The sequence below is a fragment of the Bradyrhizobium sp. 35 genome, assembly GCF_023073215.1.
GTDB classification, from domain to species: Bacteria; Pseudomonadota; Alphaproteobacteria; order Rhizobiales; family Xanthobacteraceae; genus Bradyrhizobium; species Bradyrhizobium canariense_D.
In genome coordinates this window covers 45,399-63,033 of record NZ_JADPJC010000080.1, presented here as the reverse complement: position 1 = coordinate 63,033, position 17,635 = coordinate 45,399, and the positions used below count along the sequence as shown (strand labels likewise).

Sequence of the window (17,635 nt, the reverse complement as noted above, 5' to 3'; positions counted from 1 at the left end):
ACCAGCTGAATGACAGACGATTCTGCGACCCAGGACCGGATCTTTGCGGCGCTCACCGATTCCGCGGGTCATCCGAACGTGAGGCGGATCGATACGCACGCAGCTTCGGTCTTTCTTGAAGGCAGACGCGCTCTGAAGATCAAGCGCGCCGTGCAATTTCCATTCCTCGATTACTCCACGCTCGAGAAGCGCAAGGCGGCGTGTGAGGAGGAGATCAGGATCAACCGGCCGCTGGCGCCGCAGATCTATCACCGCGTCGTGGCGATCACGGAAGAGCCCGATGGATCGGTGAAGGTGGACGGAAGCGGCCGGCCGATCGAGTATGCGGTCGACATGTTGCGCTTCGACGAAAGCCGGACGCTGGATCATCTGGCCAAGGCCGGAGCGCTGGATGACACTTTTGCCTCGGCTGTCGCCGACGCGATCGCGGCTTCGCATGCGCAGGCTGTTCGCGCCGACGGCTACGCATGGGTTTCCTCCATCCCCGGCCTGATCGATGGCAACAGCAATGGCCTGCGGACCGGCAATCATTTCGAAGCCGAAGAGATCGCAGAACTCGGCAGAGACTCGCAAGCAATGTTCCTCCGCCTCCGGCCTTTGGTCGAAGAGCGCGGCCGTCAAGGCTTCGTGCGCCGGTGCCATGGCGACCTGCATCTTGCGAACATCGTGTCGATCGACGAGCGGCCGGTGCTATTCGACGCGATCGAGTTCGACGCCCGGATGGCAACCACCGACGTGGTCTACGATCTCGCATTCGGATTGATGGACCTATTGCACCACGATCAGCCACGCGCGGCCAATATCGTGCTGAACCGCTATCTCGCCGCGACTCCGGTCGAAAATCTCGACGCGCTCTCCGCACTGCCGCTGTTCATGTCCGTCCGGGCGGCGATCCGCGCCCAAGTCGCGCTGGCACGGCTGAAGCCGCCGCATTCCGGTGATCCCAGTATTCTCGACGGTGCACGGCGCTATTTTGGCCTCGCCCGCGCGCTGATCCAGCCGCCCGCTCCCCGACTGATTGCAATCGGCGGATTGTCAGGCACCGGAAAGACGATTTTGGCACGCGCGCTCGCGCCGGACGTTGCGCCGCAGCCGGGCGCCGTCGTGCTGCGCAGCGACCTCGTCCGCAAGCAGATGTTAGGGGTCGAGGAAACGGACCGGCTGCCGGCATCCGCATACACACCCGAGGTCACGTCCCGCGTCTACGACACGTTGGCTCAGCACGCCGGGCGGGTGCTGGCGCAAGGCCATTCAGCGATCATCGACGGCGTGTTCGCCCGTGAGGACGAACGAGACGCGGTTGCCGCACTGGCGCGCGAGCGCAACGTGCCGCTGAGCGGCCTATTTCTGGTTGCAGACCTCCCGACCCGGCAGGCGCGGATCGGGGGCCGCCGGGGCGACGCATCCGACGCCACGCAAGAGGTTGCCGCGTTGCAAGAGCACTATAATATCGGCCATGTCGGTTGGGCGACCATCGATGCATCCGGGACGCAAGAGCAGACGCTCCAGAACTGCCGGGACGCGATCGCCGAGAGCAAGTAAGGCAATCTGCAAATGGCGCGACCCAGCACGAGTTCGACGGCCGCGCGCGTCAAGCCTGCGGCGAGGCGCAATGCCCTGCCTGGCCGCCTCAGCCCCGGCATGGTCTGCGACACGGCGTTCCGGATCATCGCCCGCCGTCACCTCGCCGCCGTTCGCGCCCAGCATGACGGCACCTGCCGCGGCGATCCCGAGGCACTGCACCAGATCCGGATTGCACTGACGCATCTGCGCACCGCCATCCGCTTCTTCTCGCCGATGGTCGATGACGCCCTTCGCCCGGAGGTCTGGACCGAACTGAAATGGCTGAATAGCCAGCTCGGCGTGGTACGGGACCTCGACGTGGCGATCGAACGGGTCATCGCCGAAAGTGGCGGCGAGTTGACCGTGATTGCCGAGCTCCAGCACTGGGATGAGAAGCGCGCCGAGAGCCATCGCCAGTTGGCGCGCGCGCTGCAATCCGCGCGGTATCGCCATCTCGTCGAGCAGACGTCAGCCTGGATCGAGAGCGGCCCCTGGTCGACCCGGCGCAGCAAGGAAGCTATCAGGCTACGCCGGTGCACGCTCGCCGACCACGCAACAGCGAAACTCACGGAATGGGAAAAGACGCTGCTCAAGAAAGCGCGAAAATTGCGCGAGCTCGACGTCGAGAAACGGCACAAGCTGCGGCTTCTCAACAAGCGGCTGACCTATTCGATCGAGTCGCTCGAGGACCTGTTCGCAGACGAGTCGCTGACAAAGCAGCAGTCGATCCTCAAGCAATTGCGCAAGGCGCAAAAGTCCCTCGGACGATTGAATGACGATGCGCGAGGGCAAACCTTGGCGGCGTCATTGAACGAGGCCGTTCCCGAGGCGGGCATTCGCTTCCTCAACCGCAAGCGCGAAAAGAAACTGTTGCGGACCGCCTCGCGCGCCTACCGGAAACTCGACAAGGCCAAGCCGTTCCGCTCCGCCGACCTTGCGCCGAATGCGGAGCCTGAGGATTAGACACTCTCGCCAAGACGAGTTGGGCCAGCCGTCGGCTCAGCGCGGAATGACGGCGGTGGCTTCGATTTCGACGCGCGCCGCCTTCTCGACGAGCCGGACGACCTGAACCAGCGCCATCGCCGGGTAGTGCGCGCCGAAGATCGCGCGGTAGGCCTTGCCGAGCTCTTTCAGGTTCGTCAGGTACTCGTCCATGTCGACGACGTACCAGGTCAGGCGCACCAGATGCTCGGGCTGCGCGCCGGCCTCCGCAAGGATCGCGGCGATGTTGCCTAGGGTTTGGCGCACCTGCGCGACAAAACCCTCCGCGAGACGCTCCTCGTCATCCCAGCCGATGACGCCGCCAGTGACGACGATGCGTCCCTCGGCGGCCATGCCGTTGGCATAGCCTTTCGGTACCGGCCAACCGGACGGCTGGAGCACCTGCGCCCTGGAGCGGGTTTTATCCTCGGCTGTTGTCGGCAGCACCGCGAGGTGCGGGCCTTTCGGCGTGGTCACTGACAATTTTCTATCCTTCTATTCCGCCGCGACGCCGGAGGACGGCACCGCGGTCTGCGCCAGTTGCCGCAGGGCAAAGCGCTTTAGTTTGCCGGTCTCGGTCTTCGGTAGTTGCGTCACGAACTCGATCGCGCGCGGATATTTGTATGGCGCGATCTCGCGTTTGACATGCTCCTGCAACGCAGCCACGAGCTCGGCATCCGGCGTTACGCCCGGCGCGGCAACGACATAGGCCTTCACGATCATGCCGCGCGCCTCGTCTGGCGCGCCGACGACCCCGCATTCGACGACCGAGGGATGCGTGAGCAGCGCCGCCTCGACGTCCGTGCCTGCGATGTTGTAGCCGGCCGACACGATCATGTCGTCCGAGCGCGACTGATACCAGAAATAGCCGTCGCTATCCATCAGATAGGTGTCGCCCGTGATGTTCCAGCCGTTCTGGACGTATTTGCGCTGCCGCTCGTCGGCGAGATAGCGGCATCCGGTCGGCCCGCGGACCGCGAGCCGTCCCATCGTGCCCGGCGGCAAATCATTGCCGGAATCGTCGACGATCTTCGCTTCATACCCCGGCACCGGCTTGCCCGTCGCACCGGGGCGGATCTCGTCCTCGGTCGCGCTGATGAAGATGTGCAGCAGCTCGGTCGAGCCGATGCCGTCCATCAGCTTGATGCCGGTCGCCTTTAGCCAGGCATCGAATGTCGGCTTGGGCAGCGTCTCGCCGGCGGACACGCATTTGCGAAGCGAGGAAATATCGCGGCCCGGAAGCTTGCCAATCATCGCCCGGTACGCGGTCGGCGCGGTGAAACAGACCGTGGTCTTGTACTGCTCGATCGCATTCAGAATGTCGTCGGGCGCCGTCTTCTCCAGAACGACAAAGGAGGCGCCGATGTGCATCGGAAACAGCACGCCGCCGAAGCCGAACGTGAAGGCGAGCGGTGCAGAGCCGACGAAGCGATCCTTCTGCTCCGCCCGCAGGATGTTGCGCGCATAACCATCGCAGACCGCCAGCATGTCACGGTGGAAATGCATGGTGCCCTTGGGATCGCCGGTCGTGCCCGACGTGAACGCGATCAGGCAGACGTCGTCGGATGCAGTATCGACGGCTTTGAACTCCGGACTTGCATCCCCCATCAGCGCCTCGAGCGAGTCGCCACTGGCGGTGCCCCAATAGACCACGCGCTTGAGGCTGGGGGCTGCGGCTTTCGCTTTCTCCATTTCCTCGGCGAGCTTGCCATCGCAGAGCGCGAGTGTGATCTCCGCCTTCTGGATCGGATAGGACAGCTCCTTGGCGCGCAACAGCGGCATCGTCGCCACCACAATGCCTCCGGCCTTGATCACCGCCAGATAGGTCGCGACCATCATCGGATTGTTGGCCGAGCGAAGCAGCACGCGCCCGCCGGTGACGAGACCAAGCTTGCCGACCAGCACATTGGCGATGCGGTTCACGAGCGTTTGCAGCTCACGATAGGTGTAGCTGACGGCGGGGCTGATCACGCAGGCAGCGTCGCCATGTCCCTGCTCGACCCAGCGGTCTAGGAAATAGCTGACGCAGTTCAGGCGGGGCGGATATTGCAGTTCCGGTCGTGTGAAGATGAATTCCGGCCAGAGCTCGCGTGGCGGAAGATGCTGCCGCGCGAACGCATCGACATGGGCTGTCGCGGCATTGTCGTCATGCGAGCCCGAGATTTGAACCTTGGCGGCGTTGGCCATCGCACGCTCCTTTCAGCATGGAAAGCACCCGGCAGCACTCACTCGGAAACATTTTAGGCTTAAAGCAATTTCGCGCAATAGCGGATTTTGGGCATCCCGTGCTTTTTCCGGCGGCAACGGGATTGGTGGTGCCTCAGCCGCGGACCTACGCCCGGCGGCGAGCGGCCGATTTCTGCGCCGATGCCTTGGTCTTGGCGAGCAGCCGCATCAATTCGCGCACATCCTTCGGCGTCAGATCGGCGAAGAGATCGGCGATCCAAGTCTCGTGTTCCGCGGCCATTCTGCGAAACTCGGCGCGACCGAGTTTAGTCAGCCGGATGACCTGGACGCGGCGGTCGGTCTCCGACGTGCGGCGGTCGAGATGACCGGATTCCACGAGGCGCTCGACCAGACCGGTGACGTTGCCGTTCGAGACCATCATGCGCTTGGAGACGTCGGACAGCGTCATGCCGTCGGGTGCCTTGTCGAGCTGCGCCATCAGGTCGAAACGGGGCAATGTGACGTCGAAGCGCTGCCGCAACCGGCCACGAACCTCGCCCTCGATCAGGGTCGTGCAGGTCAAGAGGCGCAGCCACAGCCGAAGCTCTTCGGCGTGATCCTCCGGAGTTTCGACGGCCTTGGTCTCGGAATCGAGCATGTTGATGCAGTCACTCACGGCCGGCATTGGCGCCCGGCACGGATCCCCACGTTTTGAGCTTCAAATAAATCGACGCCGGCTGCAAGCGTAAAGCCGCAACAATCAACCCCATGCCGATTTCTTTAGGCTTCAAATAATTGGCGCGCCACTTGCATGCACCGCTGCCCGCCGGATGACGACGCTTTGAGCTCGCTTGCCGCGGCAGCAATCATCGGCATAAACTTGGATTGGAGTAGCGGCTTGCAGCGCAAGTCCTGTTGTCACGGGGGACAGATCATGAAGACGCAAATGACGTTGGCCGCAGCCGCCTTGCTGCTTGGCACCGCGGTGAGTCCTTCCCTCGCCCAGGAGAAGATCAAGCTGGGGGTGATCGTGACCCTGTCGGGACCCGCCGCTGCACTCGGCCAACAGGTTCGCGACGGCTTTGCGCTCGGGGTCAAGGATCTCGGCGGCAAGATGGGCGGCCGCGAAGTCGAGGTCGTAGTGGTCGACGACGAATTGAAGCCGGACGCAGCGGTCACCAAGGTCAAGGGGCTTCTGGAGCGCGACAAGGTCGACTTCGTGGTCGGCCCGATCTTCTCCAACATCCTTCAGGCGATCCACCGGCCGGTGACGGAATCGAAAACCTTCCTGATCAGCCCCAATGCCGGCCCATCCACTTTTGCCGGCAAGGATTGCAACCCGTTCTTCTATGTGACCTCGTATCAGAACGATCAGGTGCACGAAATCCTCGGCAAGGTCGCGCAGGATCGCGGCTACAAGCGCATGTATCTGATGGTGCCGAATTATCAGGCCGGCAAGGACTCGGTCGCCGGCTTCAAGCTCGACTACAAGGGTGAGATCGTCGAGGAATCCTACATGCCGCTCAACACGCTGGACTTCCAGCCGGAGCTTTCCAAGATTTCATCGCAGAAACCGGATGCGCTCTTCACGTTCATGCCCGGCGGCCTCGGGGTCAATCTCGTCAAGCAATACAAGCAGGCCGGCCTCGCCGACACCATTCCGGTGCTCTCGGCTTTCACGGTGGATGAATCGACCTTACCGGCGCAGCAGGACGCGGCGGTCGGCATGTTCGGCGGCGCGAACTGGGCGCCCAATCTCGACAATCCCCAGAACAAGAAGTTCGTCGCCGCCTACGAGGCCGCCTATAACGGCGTGCCCGGCACCTACGCCTTCCAGGCGTATGATGCCGCGATGCTGATCGACAGCGCCGTCAAAGCCGTGAAGGGCGATCTCTCCAACAAGGATGCGGTCGCGGCCGCTCTGAAAAAGGCCGACTTCACCTCGCTGCGCGGCGCCTTCAAGTTCAACACCAATGGTTATCCGATCCAGGATTTCTACCTGACCAAGGTCGCCAAGCGCGCGGACGGCAAGTTCCAGACCGAGATCGTTCAGAAGGTCTTTGAGAATTACGGCGACCGCTACGCCAAGGACTGCAAGGCGGCGAACTAAGCCGCACGTCGCGTTGAGGGAGGATCACAATGAAGAGCGAAATCACCGGCATTACACGGGCCAATGAGGGTATCCAGGGCATCTCCTGGAACATTCTTGGCCAGACCTATGTGCCGAAGAGCAACACGGAGCACAGCTTCTCCTGGCATGCGACGCTGCCACCGGGCACGTTCGTGCCGCCGCACATCCATCCCGACCAGGATGAATATCTCTACATGCTGGAGGGCAAGCTCGATTTCATGCTCGGCAATTCCGAGTCGCAGGCGACCGCGGGCGACCTGATCCGGCTCGGCATGGGTGTGCCGCACGGCATCTTCAACAAATCGGGGCAGACCGCGAAGGTGCTGTTCTGGGTGTCACCGACCCGCAAGCTGTTCGACCTGTTCTGGGGCCTCCACAACATGAAGGAACAGAAGCCCGAGGACGTGGTGGCGATGGCCGCCGAGTTCAACATCCACTTCCTGCCGCCACCTCCCGGCGGCTAGCAGGGCATCTTAAGCCCGCACCGCCGCAAGTCCCGGCACTGCGGCGAAGCCAGCCTTGGTGGCATAGCCGCGCACGATCGCCTCGCGCTGGGAATAGCTCAGCACGTTGTCGACATTGTCGAAACCATCAGGCGCGAGCTGCTCGACGGCGTCGATGACGCCCTCGGGACCGCCACGCCTGTTGGAGCGGACGATATCCGCGGTCATCGGCAGGCGCTTCTTCTCGTATTCAAGCAATGCCTGGCGCGGATGCTCGGCGCGCACCAGTGCGTCGGCGAGGCAGCGCGCATCGAGGATCGCCTGCGAGGCGCCATTTGAGCCGACCGGATACATCGGATGCGCGGCATCGCCGAGCAGCGTAACTCTGCCCGACGACCAATAGGGCAACGGATCGCGGTCGCAGGTCGGATATTCGTAGAACTCGGGCGTGGCCGAGATCAGGCTCTTCACGTCGACGTAGGGCACCGAGAAGCGCGCCACATGCGGCATCAGCTCCTCGCGCCGGCCCGGCCGCGACCAGTCTTCCTTCCGCGGCGGCGGGGCATTGCCCTCGCCGACCTTCACCAGCACCGCCCAGTTGGTGAGACGGCTCGCCGGGCTCGATCCCTCCGCGATTGGATAGATCACCACCTTGGCGTTGAGGCCACCGGCCACGATCATCGATTTGCCGGTGAGGAACAGTGGCCAATCCCGCGCACCGCGCCACAGCATCAGGCCGTTCCAGCATGGCGGCCCCTCGCTCGGGAAGAGCGTGTCACGGACCCGCGAATGGATGCCGTCGGCACCAATTAGAATGTCGCCGCGCGCGGTATGGATGTGCGCGCCTGAGCGGTCGAAGAAGTAAGCGGTGACGCCGCTCTCGTCCTGCGTGAAGGCACCGAGGCGGCAGCCAGTGTGGATGGCCTCCGGCCCGAGCCGCTCCTCGACAGCCCGATGGATGACGCCCTGAAGTCGACCGCGGTGGATCGAGAATTGCGGCACATCGTGGCCGGCGTCGATGCCGCGGGCCTCGCGCCAGACTTCCTGGCCGTGACGGTTGAGGTAATAGAGCTGGTCGGTGCGGATCGCGACATCGTCAAGCTGCTGGAGCAGACCAAGGCCTGCCAGCTCGCGCATGGCATGCGGCAGCGTGTTGATGCCGACGCCAAGCTCGCGGATGGTGTCGGACTGCTCGAAGATCTCGCAAGCGAGGCCCCGCGAGCGCAGCATCAACGCGGTGGTGAGACCACCGATACCGCCACCGACGATAATCGCCTTCATCGCCCTCACTCCACTCGGTACACACCAGGCAACGCGGCCAAATTCGCACGGGCGGTCACTCCGCCGCAAGCGGCTTCGTCGCCTCCGCCTTGAGCTCGGCCCGGGTCTTGGGCTTAGCCTTAATTCTCAGCTCCTCGAGATCCTGCCGGTCGCGCACGCTGTTGCGGAAAATCTGATCTTTTCCGGGAAGATATTGCGGCGGGCAGAACGCGTCGTCCGCCCCGTACCAGGCCGCCGCCCGCATGGTGAAGAAGGGATCGACCAGATGCGGCCGCCCGAGCGCGACCAGGTCCGCCCGGCCGGCAGCCAGGATGGTGTTGGCCTGGTCCGCCGTCGTGATGTTGCCGACGCACATGGTGGCCACGCGCGCCTCATTGCGGACCTGGTCGGAAAACGGGGTCTGGAACATGCGCCCATAGATCGGCTGCGCATCGCGCACGGTCTGCCCGGTCGAGACGTCGACGAGATCGACGCCGGCTTCGGCAAAAGCCCGCGCGATCGCCACCGCGTCGTCGCCGCCGATGCCACCCTCGGCCCAATCGGTCGCGGAAATGCGCACCGACATCGGCTTGTGCGACGGCCATACGGCCCGCAGCGCCTCGAAGATCTCGAGCGGGAAGCGCAGGCGGTTTTCGAGCGAGCCGCCATACTCATCCGTGCGGGTGTTCGTCAGCGGCGAGATGAAGCTCGCAAGCAGATAGCCGTGGGCGCAGTGCAATTCGAGCATGTCGAAGCCGCAGCGTTCGCCGCGCTCGGCCGCCGCGACGAAAGCATCTCTCACTACGTTCATGCCGGCCCGATCGAGCTCACGCGGAATCTGACTGTCGGGGAAATAGGGCAGCGGCGATGCCGAATACACCTCCCAGCCGCCCTCCTCGAGCGGACGGTCCATGCCGTCCCACATCAGCTTGGTCGCACCCTTACGCCCGGCGTGCCCCAATTGCAGGCAGATTTTTGCGGCTGAATTCGCATGGACGAAATCAACAATGCGCCGCCAGAATGCCTCCTGCTCGTCATTCCACAGTCCTGTGCAGCCGGGCGTGATGCGGGCGTCGCGGGCAACGCAGGTCATCTCCGTGAAGATCAGACCGGCGCCACCGATCGCACGCGATCCGTAATGCACCAGGTGGAAATCGGTCGGCACTCCCTCTTTCGCCGAATACATGCACATCGGCGACACCACGGCGCGATTGGCTATCTCCATCTCGCGCAGCCGGAATGGCTGGAACAGCGGCACCATCGGCTTCTCGGTGTCAACTTCGAAACCGCTGTTGCGAACCTGCCTGGCAAACGACTTATCGACTTCAGCCACGAAGTCGGGAGCGCGGAGTTTCAGATTGTCATAGGTGATCGCCTTCGAGCGCGTCATCACGCCAAAGGCGAACTGCACGGGATCGAAATCCCAGAATCGGTCGACATGCTCGAACCAGACCAGCGAGACGTCAGCGGCGTGCTGCGTCTTCTCGACCTCTTCGCGGCGGCCGTGCTCGTAGACGTCCAGCGCCGCCTTGATGCTGGGCGCCTTGTCCATTGCGTCGGCCAGCGCGATCGCGTCTTCCATTGCGAGCTTGGTGCCTGAGCCAATCGAGAAATGCGCGCTCGCCTTGGCGTCGCCGAGCAGAACCATGTTGTCCTTGACCCAGCGCTTGCTGCGGATCATCGGAAAGTTGCGCCACGTCGAGCGGTTGGTGAGCAGTTGGTGACCGTCGAGGAACCAGCCGAAGATCTCCGCCATTCGCGTAGCCGACTGGGTCTCGTTCAGCCCTGTCAGCCCGGCGCGTTCGAACGTCTCCGGATCGGTCTCGAAAATCCAGGTCGAGTGCCCGGCTTCATATTGATAGGCATGGGCGATGAACGGCCCCCACTCCGTCTCCTGGAAGATAAACGTGAAGGCATCCAGCGGCCTGGTCGAGCCCATCCAGGCGAATTTGTTGGCGCGCAGATCGACCTCCGGCGCGAAATGATCGACGTATTTGTCGCGAAAGCGGCTGTTGATGCCGTCCGCGACCAGGATCAGATCGGCGTCGGCGAAGCGGGATTCGTCCTCGACGTCCGCTTCGAAATTCAGGACGACCCCCAGTTCGCGCGCGCGCGCCTGGAGGATCAGGAGCAGCTTCTGCCGCGAGCAGCCACAAAAGCCGTTGCCACCGACCCGATGGACCGTTCCCCGGAAGTGAACGGCGATGTCATCCCAGCAGGCGAATTCCTGGGTGATGCGGCGATAGCTGGGAAGATCGTGCTTCTCGAAATTATCAAGCGTGGCGTCCGAGAACACCACGCCGAAGCCGAAGGTGTCGTGGGCGCGGTTGCGCTCGTATACCGCGATCTCGGCGCTCGGCCGCTGCTTCTTCAGGAGGATTGCAGCGTAGAGACCCGCAGGTCCGCCACCGATGATCGCGACTTTCATGGGAGCCTCGCCAATTCAACCCGGCGAAACTATTTTAAGCCTAAAATAATCTCGCGCAAGTCCCCATTGCAGCAGGCTGCCGGCAAAGCCCGGCTTAGTCGCCCCTGAAGACCGGCTTGACCTTGTTGGCGAAAGCCTCGAAGGCCCGTTCGAAATCGGCCGTCGTCATGCACAGCGCCTGAGCAATAGCTTCCGCCTCGATCGCCTCCTCCACCGACATCGCCCATTCCATGGCCAGCATCCGCTTGGTCATGGTGTTGGCAAAGGTCGGGCCCTCCGCGATTTGCTTGGCGAGCAGTTGAGCCTGCGGCAGCACCTGCTCCGGGGTGACGAGGCGGCTGAAGAAGCCCCAGCGCTCGCCCTCCTCCGCGGTCATGAACCGGCCGGTGTAGAGCAACTCGGAAGCGCGGGACTGTCCGATGATCCGCGGCAGGATCGCGCAGGCGCCCATGTCACAACCGGCAAGGCCCACTTTGTTGAAGAGGAATGCGACCTTGGCCCCGCTCGCCGCTAGCCGCATGTCCGATGCCATGGCGATGATCGCGCCCGCGCCGGCGCAGATGCCTTCAACAGCGGCAACGATCGGCTGCGGACAGGCCCGCATCGCTTTGACGAGATCGCCGGTCATCCGCGTAAACGCCGTCAGCCCCTTGGTGTCCATCTTCACGAGCGGCCCGATGATCTCGAACACATCGCCGCCGGACGAGAAATTGGCGCCAGCGCCGGTCATGACGATGGACTTGACCGCATCGTCGAACGCGCAGGCGCGAAAGAAATCGGTCAGTTCGCGATAGCTATCGAAGGTCAGCGGATTCTTTCGTTCCGGACGATTGAGTGTCACGGTTGCAACACCATCGACGACGGCCAGCAGGAAGTGCTGCGGCGAATAGTCCGCAAGCGGTAAGGTCACGGGATTGGCTGGTCTGCTCATACGATCTCCTTGGCTTCCTTGCTCCGCACCTTTGCCATGCGCGCTAAATCTCACCACCGGCAACAGCGATTGCCTGCCCGGTGATTGCGCCGGCGCCCTCGCCGCACAGCCAGAGCACGGCATCCGCGACCTCGCGAGGAGAGATCAATCGCCCTTGCGGATTATGTTTCGCGAGATCGGCAATGGCCTGCTCGCGGCTGCGCCCCGTCTTTTTCATGATGTTCTCGATGCTGCCGGCGACGAGATCGGTGTCGGTGAAACCGGGACACACCGCGTTGACGGTCACGTTGCTGCCGGCCATCTCGAGAGCGAGAGACCGCACGAGACCGACCACAGCGTGCTTGGCTGCGGTGTAAGCACTGACATAGGCGTATCCCTTGAGCCCCGCCGTGGACGCGATCGCGACGATACGACCATAGGGACGGTCCTTCATCCCGGGCAGCACAGCGCTGACAGCATGGACCACGCCCATGAAATTGACGTCCATCATGCGCGCGAACAGGGCGCTGTCGGATTTGGAGAACGGCGCGGACTCGGCGCTTCCCGCGTTGGCGATCAGGATATCGATCGGCTTCCGCGCGCTCGCTTCAGCGATGGCGACTTTCATTGAGGTTTCGTCCGAGACGTCGGCGACGGCCTCAAAATGCGCTGCCCCTGCGCTGACAGCCTCTTCAAGCGTCGCAGCGTTCCGCCCAAGGACGGTCACCGTGGCACCGGCCTCGACGAGCGCTGCTGCGATGGCGCGACCGATGCCGCGACCGCCACCGGTCACCAGCGCGTGCGGCGAATGCGGTAATCCGGACATGCGCTGGCTTCCTTGCATTCTGCTGATCGCTCTTCCCGATATATTTTAACCTTCAAACTTTTGCAAACGAAGCTCGACGCGGCCCCTCGAACAGCCGCACGTCGAAGACCGGCCCGAAAATTGCTTTAAGTATAAAATTATCTCTTCCCATCCCTCACAGGCCTGTTAGCATCGAAGGGCCGAGCAAAAGGATGTCACGTGTCGCAGCCTGCGCCAATGATAACAAAGGACGGCCGCTTCGCCTATGAAGCAGCGGGCGATCCGGGCGGGACACCTCTGATTTTCCTGCATGGCATCGGCGGTGCGGCACGGGCCTGGCGGCAGCAGCTTGCCACATTCGGTGACCGCTTCCACGCGATTGCATGGGACATGCCTGGCTATGGTGGGTCGGCATCGCTCCCCAGCGTCAGCATCGCTGCCTTGGCGGACGCGCTTCAGCGATTCATCGAGCAGCTTGGTGCTAGAAAGCCAATTCTGGTCGGGCATTCCATCGGCGGCATGATCGTCCAGAAATGGCTGGTGCAATCCGCGAAACCGGCGCGCGCGATCGTGCTGGCGCAGACCAGCCCGGCCTTCGGCAAGGCCGACGGCGATTGGCAGACATCGTTTATCGCCGCACGGCTGGGGCCGCTCGATCGCGGCGAAACGATGAAGTCGCTGGCTCCCTCGCTGGTGAAGGAACTGGTGGGCGACGATCCTGATCCCAGGGGAATGGAGCTTGCACGCGAGTGCATGGCAAGCGTGCCCGAGGCGAGCTATCGCGCCATGATGCTGGCGTTGATTGGCTTCGACCAACGCAGCACCCTCAAGGACATTTCCATCCCGACGCTGCTGCTGTCCGGCTCCAAGGACAACAACGCACCAGCCCCAATGACGGCGAAGACGGCGACCTACATTCCATCTGCCGAGTATGTCGAGTTGGCCGGTGTCGGCCATCTTGCAAACCTTGAGCGCCCCGATGCCTTTGACGAGGCCCTCGGCCGGTTCCTGAACTCCGTCGCGATCAACACGTAGGATGACTGCGCCATGACCATGCAAGTCAGCAAGACCATCGGCGCGACTGACAAGGTCGCGCTGGATGCACCGATCTTCGATCCCGTCGCATTCCGACTGAGCGAGGAGCAGGCCGGCATCATCGCGCGGGCGCGCGAGATCGGCCAGAGCGTGTTCGCCAGCCGTGCCGCGACTTACGATCGCGAGGCGATCTTCCCGTCGGAGAACTATCGCGACCTGCATCGCGTCGGCCTGCTCGGTATTGCCGTGCCCAAGAAGCATGGCGGGCTCGGAGCGAATTATCAAACCTACGCCCTCGCGGCAGCCGAAATCGGCCGCTATTGCGGCGCGACTGCGCTCACCTGGAACATGCATGTCTGCTCGACGCTGTGGTCGGGCCCGCTCGCCGACGATCTCGACATGGATGCAGAGACTCGCGCCGAGCACGAGCAGCGGCGCGCAGTCCACTACAAGCGCATCGTCGAGGATGGCGCGATCTATTCGCAGCCCTTCTCGGAGGGCGGTGCGGCAGCGGCAGGCGGCGTCGCTTTCGGCACGCAAGCACGGCCGATCGAGCGCGGCTGGATCGTCAACGGCAAGAAGATCTTTGCATCGCTCTCCGGCCATGCCGACTATTACGGTGTTCTCTGCACCGAGATCGAGGAAGGCGAGAAGGCTTCCCGCCGCAATACGCTTTACCTCGCCATTCCTGCAAAATCGGAAGGCGTTTCGGTCGTCGGCGACTGGGATCCGCTCGGCATGCGCGGAACGGTCTCGCGCACGCTGCTGTTCAAGGATGTGTTCGTGCCGGCAGATTCGGCGCTGATGCCGCGGGGTGTCTATTTCCAGGCCGCGATGCGCTGGCCGCACATGTTCCTGACGCTGTCGCCGACCTATATGGGCCTTGCTCAAGCCGCCTATGACTTCACCGTGCGATATCTGCGCGGCGAAGTACCGGGCATGCCGCCTGTCAAGCGCAGGATGTATCCGACCAAGCAGATTGCGGTCGCGCAGATGCAGATCAAGCTCGAGCAGATCAAGGCAATCTGGTTCCAGGCGGTCACCGAGGCGCGCGCCAACCCGAGCAAGGAGCAGGTGCTGCGCGCCTATGCCGCGCAATATTCGGTGATGGAGGGCGCCAATGAGCTCGCCGCGCTCGCGATCCGCACCTGCGGCGGTCAGGCTATGCTGCGCTCGCTGCCGCTCGAGCGGATCTATCGCGACAGCCGCTGCGGCTCGCTGATGCTGCCCTGGACAGCCGAGCTCTGCCTCGACCGGATCGGGCGCGAGGCACTGTACGAGGCCGGCGAAACGGACGACTGACGGTGGACCTCTGTAGTCTGATCGATCGCAACGCGGCGTTCGCGCCAGACAAGACAGCCATTGCCTTCGAAGGCGAACGGTTGAGCTATGCAGCGTTCGCTGCGCGGATCGAACGGACCGCGGCGACATTGAAGCAGGAGCTTGGCGTAGGCCGGGGCGACCGCGTTGCCATCCTCAGTCTGAACCGGCCGGACTATCTGGTTCTGCTCTATGCCTGCGCGCGGCTCGGCGCGATGCTGGTGCCCCTGAACTGGCGTCTGGCTGTCGCCGAGCAGCTTTTCATCCTCAATGATGCCGGCGCCAAGGTCCTGGTGCTCGAGCAGGCCTTTGAGGGAATTCTTGCCGAGCTCGAGGGCACTGCAATTGTCGGGCTCGATTTCGAGCCGCCTCACGGCACGACGTTCGAAAACCTGTTGGCTCGGAGCCGGGGCACCGGCCGCAACCCGCACACCGATCTCTCCTGCCCGCTCCTCATTGTCTACACATCGGGAACGACCGGACGACCGAAAGGCGCGGTGCTGCGCCAGGAGGCGTTGTTCTGGAACGGCGTCATGAGCCAACACATGCACAACATGACGTCTGACGACCATGTGCTGACGCTGCTGCCGTTCTTCCACGTCGGTGGCCTCAACATCCAGACCACGGCGGCGCTCCAGCTGGGCGCGATGGTCACGGTTCACGCACGCTTCACGCCGGACACCGCGCTTGCAGCCATCGAACGGGAGCGGCCGACCTTGACCGTGATGGTGCCGGCGATCATCCAGGCCGTAAGCGAGCATCCCGCCTGGACCACGACCGACCTTTCGTCACTCAAAGCCGTCGCGACCGGCTCGACCATCGTGCCGCCGCATCTGATCGACCGTTTCGTCGCGCGTGGCGTCCCGGTGCTCCAGGTCTACGGCTCGACGGAAACATGCCCCATTGCAGTCTACACCCGGCTTGGTGGCGATCTCTCGCGCGCGGGCTCGACCGGACTTGCCGGCCTGTGCTGCGAAGCGAAAGTGATTGATCAGGCCGGCAACGAGGTGCCGGCGGGCGCACCGGGCGAGATCGCGGTGCGCGGCCCGAACGTGTTCTTCGAATATTGGGGCAATGCGGACGCCACGCGCGATGCGCTGCACGACGGCTGGTATCATACCGGCGATATCGGCCTGTGCGACGCGGACGGCTATTTCTGGGTGCGCGACCGCAAGAAGAACATGATCATTTCCGGCGGCGAGAACATCTATCCGGCGGAGGTCGAACGCGTCCTGCTCGAACATCCCGATGTCAGCGAATGCGCCGTGATCGGCCGGCCCGATCCACGCTGGGACGAGGTGCCTATCGCCTATGTGATCCCGCGATCCGGCGGTCGACTGGAAGCAGACGCGTTGAAAGTGCATCTCCAGGCCCAGCTCGCCCGGTACAAGGTTCCGCGCGACATCATTTTCGTCACGGACCTGCCGCGCACAGCGCTCGGCAAGGTCCAGCATTTCCTGCTGAAACAGCTTGATGCGCAATCGCGCACGCAAGGAGAAGCATCTTGAAGATTGCGGTTCTGGGGGGAGGAAACGGCTCTTTCGCGGCCGCAGGCGATTTTGCGCTGTCGGGACATGAGGTCCGGCTCTGGCGCCGCGACGCGGATCAGGTCGCAGCACATCGCGCCGCCGGCTCGCGCGTCCTGGTGAAAGATCATAACGGCCGTCATAACGTGAAATTGGCGCTGGTGACGACCGGCATCGCCGAGGCCGTCAACGGTGCAGAGCTGATCCTGTGCCCTGCCCCCGCCTTCGCGCAGACTGATATCGCACGCCTGCTTGCTCCACATCTGCGGGATGGACAGGTCGTGTTTCTGCCGCCGGCGACCTTCGGCTCGATGATCTTCGCCCAGGCTGCGCGGGATGCGGGCAACCACGCCAAGGCGAGCTTTGCCGAAACCGGGACCTTGCCCTGGCTAACCCGCAAGCACGGCGCGTTCGAGGTCGCGATCACCATCCGCGCCAAGCGACTGCCGGTCGGCATTTTCCCGCTCGATCAGGCGCCGCGCGCACTTGAGGTGATCGGACAGGCTTTCCCCGGCGCAATCGAGCCGTGCGGAGACGCTCTTTCGGGGGCGCTGATGAACGCAGGCCCGATTATCCATCCGCCGCTGATCGTCATGAATGCAGGCTCGATCGAGCATTTCGAAAAGTGGGACATCCACAAGGAAGGAACGCAAGCCGCGATTCGCAGGGTCACCGACGCGCTCGACGGCGAACGGATTGCCGTGCGTGAGGCGCTCGGATATGGCGCACCGCATTTTCCGCTCGCCCATCATTATGCCAAGGAAGGCGAGATCTGGATGTACGGCCGCGGCTCGCATGACCGGCTGACCGATTCCGGCGACTGGCGCGAGCGGATCGTGCTGACCGAGCACCGCTATATGAGAGAAGATTTGCGGCTTGGGCTATCGCTGCTGGTCTCCGTCGCCGGCTTGGCGCGCGTGGCTACGCCGCTGGCCAAGGCATTCCTGGCCATTGGCGGCGCAGTTTGCGGTGAGGATTTCGCGCAAGGCGGCCGGACCCTCGAGACGCTGGGACTCGGCAATCTCGACAAAACCGCATTGCAAACGCTTCTTCGCAAGGGATTTTAA

The 17,635-nt window shown here is 63.4% G+C and carries 15 protein-coding genes; 8 read left to right on the top strand and 7 right to left on the bottom strand.

Annotation, left to right across the window (positions count from 1 at the left end; translation table 11 throughout):
* Window positions 1-9: 9 nt before the first annotated feature.
* Together IVB36_RS16500 and IVB36_RS16495 are read left to right on the top strand one after the other, a co-directional pair.
* Window positions 10-1,542 carry a bifunctional aminoglycoside phosphotransferase/ATP-binding protein gene (locus IVB36_RS16500; RefSeq protein ID WP_247361481.1) on the top strand — a complete coding sequence of 511 codons (1,533 nt, stop codon included), beginning with the start codon at window positions 10-12 and terminating at the stop codon, window positions 1,540-1,542.
* Between the two features lie 12 nt (window positions 1,543-1,554).
* On the top strand, window positions 1,555-2,526 hold the full coding sequence (locus IVB36_RS16495; RefSeq protein WP_247335197.1) for a CHAD domain-containing protein: 972 nt from the start codon (window positions 1,555-1,557) through the stop codon (window positions 2,524-2,526).
* A 36-nt stretch (window positions 2,527-2,562) separates the two neighbouring features.
* On the opposite strand, the gene IVB36_RS16490 is transcribed toward IVB36_RS16495, so the two are convergent.
* The 3 genes from IVB36_RS16490 to IVB36_RS16480 all read right to left on the bottom strand — a co-directional run bounded on the left by IVB36_RS16490 (window position 2,563) and on the right by IVB36_RS16480 (window position 5,395).
* Window positions 2,563-3,027 carry a RidA family protein gene (locus IVB36_RS16490; protein WP_247335199.1) on the bottom strand — a complete coding sequence of 155 codons (465 nt, stop codon included), beginning with the start codon at window positions 3,025-3,027 and terminating at the stop codon, window positions 2,563-2,565.
* Between the two features lie 12 nt (window positions 3,028-3,039).
* The gene (locus IVB36_RS16485; protein WP_247335200.1) at window positions 3,040-4,731 is read right to left on the bottom strand and encodes a benzoate-CoA ligase family protein; all 1,692 of its coding nucleotides are present in this window, start codon (window positions 4,729-4,731) and stop codon (window positions 3,040-3,042) included.
* Between the two features lie 145 nt (window positions 4,732-4,876).
* The gene (locus IVB36_RS16480; RefSeq protein WP_204511875.1) at window positions 4,877-5,395 is read right to left on the bottom strand and encodes a MarR family transcriptional regulator; all 519 of its coding nucleotides are present in this window, start codon (window positions 5,393-5,395) and stop codon (window positions 4,877-4,879) included.
* A 249-nt stretch (window positions 5,396-5,644) separates the two neighbouring features.
* Between IVB36_RS16480 and IVB36_RS16475 the strand changes: the two genes are divergently transcribed.
* Both IVB36_RS16475 and IVB36_RS16470 read left to right on the top strand, forming a co-directional pair.
* Window positions 5,645-6,820: an ABC transporter substrate-binding protein gene (locus IVB36_RS16475; RefSeq protein WP_247384078.1), complete on the top strand. Its 1,176-nt coding sequence runs from the start codon at window positions 5,645-5,647 to the stop codon at window positions 6,818-6,820.
* A 29-nt stretch (window positions 6,821-6,849) separates the two neighbouring features.
* Window positions 6,850-7,305, top strand: a complete 456-nt coding sequence (locus IVB36_RS16470; protein ID WP_247361477.1) for a cupin domain-containing protein — start codon at window positions 6,850-6,852, stop codon at window positions 7,303-7,305.
* A 9-nt stretch (window positions 7,306-7,314) separates the two neighbouring features.
* On the opposite strand, the gene IVB36_RS16465 is transcribed toward IVB36_RS16470, so the two are convergent.
* From IVB36_RS16465 to IVB36_RS16450, 4 genes are all read right to left on the bottom strand, one after another.
* Complete coding sequence (locus IVB36_RS16465; RefSeq protein ID WP_247369609.1) at window positions 7,315-8,565, bottom strand: flavin-dependent oxidoreductase; 1,251 nt, start codon at window positions 8,563-8,565, stop codon at window positions 7,315-7,317.
* Between the two features lie 55 nt (window positions 8,566-8,620).
* Complete coding sequence (locus IVB36_RS16460; RefSeq protein WP_247392201.1) at window positions 8,621-10,972, bottom strand: bifunctional salicylyl-CoA 5-hydroxylase/oxidoreductase; 2,352 nt, start codon at window positions 10,970-10,972, stop codon at window positions 8,621-8,623.
* 94 nt (window positions 10,973-11,066) lie between these two features.
* A complete protein-coding gene (locus tag IVB36_RS16455; protein WP_247361471.1) occupies window positions 11,067-11,903 on the bottom strand; it encodes an enoyl-CoA hydratase family protein in 837 nt (278 codons plus the stop codon).
* Between the two features lie 43 nt (window positions 11,904-11,946).
* On the bottom strand, window positions 11,947-12,708 hold the full coding sequence (locus IVB36_RS16450) for an SDR family oxidoreductase (RefSeq protein WP_247361470.1): 762 nt from the start codon (window positions 12,706-12,708) through the stop codon (window positions 11,947-11,949).
* A gap of 216 nt (window positions 12,709-12,924) precedes the next feature.
* Here IVB36_RS16450 and IVB36_RS16445 point away from each other — a divergent pair, with 216 nt between their 5' ends.
* Genes IVB36_RS16445 through IVB36_RS16430 form a run of 4 tightly spaced genes read left to right on the top strand, consistent with a single transcriptional unit; the run spans window position 12,925 to window position 17,635 of the window.
* Entirely contained in the window at window positions 12,925-13,722 is a 798-nt protein-coding gene (locus IVB36_RS16445; protein WP_247392199.1) for an alpha/beta hydrolase, read from the top strand.
* 12 nt (window positions 13,723-13,734) lie between these two features.
* Window positions 13,735-15,024, top strand: coding sequence for an acyl-CoA dehydrogenase family protein (locus tag IVB36_RS16440; protein WP_247361466.1), 1,290 nt, complete (start codon window positions 13,735-13,737; stop codon window positions 15,022-15,024).
* A gap of 2 nt (window positions 15,025-15,026) precedes the next feature.
* Window positions 15,027-16,550 carry a long-chain fatty acid--CoA ligase gene (locus IVB36_RS16435; protein WP_247392190.1) on the top strand — a complete coding sequence of 508 codons (1,524 nt, stop codon included), beginning with the start codon at window positions 15,027-15,029 and terminating at the stop codon, window positions 16,548-16,550.
* A complete protein-coding gene (locus IVB36_RS16430; RefSeq protein ID WP_247375006.1) occupies window positions 16,547-17,635 on the top strand; it encodes an NAD/NADP-dependent octopine/nopaline dehydrogenase family protein in 1,089 nt (362 codons plus the stop codon). Before IVB36_RS16435 ends, IVB36_RS16430 begins: the two co-directional genes overlap by 4 nt.